Here is a 649-nt window from a genome sequence, read left to right as displayed (position 1 = left end):
GGGTTGCAGTGCGGCAGCGGCGACTAACAGGCCGAGCGCCCAGATCGCGCCGCGATGGGTATTTACGCCGCTGGTGGTGACGAGCATCGCCTGTTCACCTTCGCGACCGATGCGCCCGAGGGCTTCACGCAGGGGCAAACCGACTTCGCCAAATTCGACAGCGGCCTCGGCCATTTCCTTGAACGCCGGCCACAGCGACAGCGCCGAGGCGTGCATCAAGCCGAGGTGCAAATCGGTATGGGCACCGTTGCCGCGACGGTCTACCAGGGCGGGTTTCGGCGACAGGTCTGCCTCATCGATCAACGCGTCGACGGCCATGTCGGCCAGGCGTTCGGCCAGTGTCAGGTCGTGCAGTTTGAGTGCGTGCATTTACCAGCTCCTGAACTTGGCGGGCGGGTTGTACAAGCCACCGGACCACTCCACCAGATCGGCCACGCTCTTGGCGGCCAGCAGCTCGCGGGTGGCATCGGTGCGGCGGATGCCGAGGTCTTCGGGCAGCGCAATCAAGCCTTCGCGACGCATGCGTGCGGTGTCCTTGGGGTTGTGGCGCAAGCCGATGGCGGTCACCCCGGCCACGGCGGCGATCATCGCCTGGCGCTCTTCCAGGGAACGGGCCTTGTACAGGTAGGCGATGCCTTCTTCGGTGAGC

General features: G+C 65.8%; 2 protein-coding genes. Both read right to left on the bottom strand.

All coding sequences use genetic code 11. From position 1 onward, the window contains the following. Positions 1-369 (bottom strand): triphosphoribosyl-dephospho-CoA synthase (locus tag HX846_RS36995; RefSeq protein WP_178967435.1); only part of this gene is annotated, 369 nt, incomplete at its 3' end. Continuing rightward, the coding region (locus HX846_RS36990) for a malonate decarboxylase subunit alpha (RefSeq protein WP_178967434.1) at positions 370-649 on the bottom strand (280 nt) is incomplete at its 5' end.

The sequence above is a fragment of the Pseudomonas sp. K5002 genome (genome assembly GCF_013386655.1).
GTDB lineage: Bacteria > Pseudomonadota > Gammaproteobacteria > Pseudomonadales > Pseudomonadaceae > Aquipseudomonas.
This window is presented reverse-complemented; position numbering and strand designations above follow the sequence as displayed.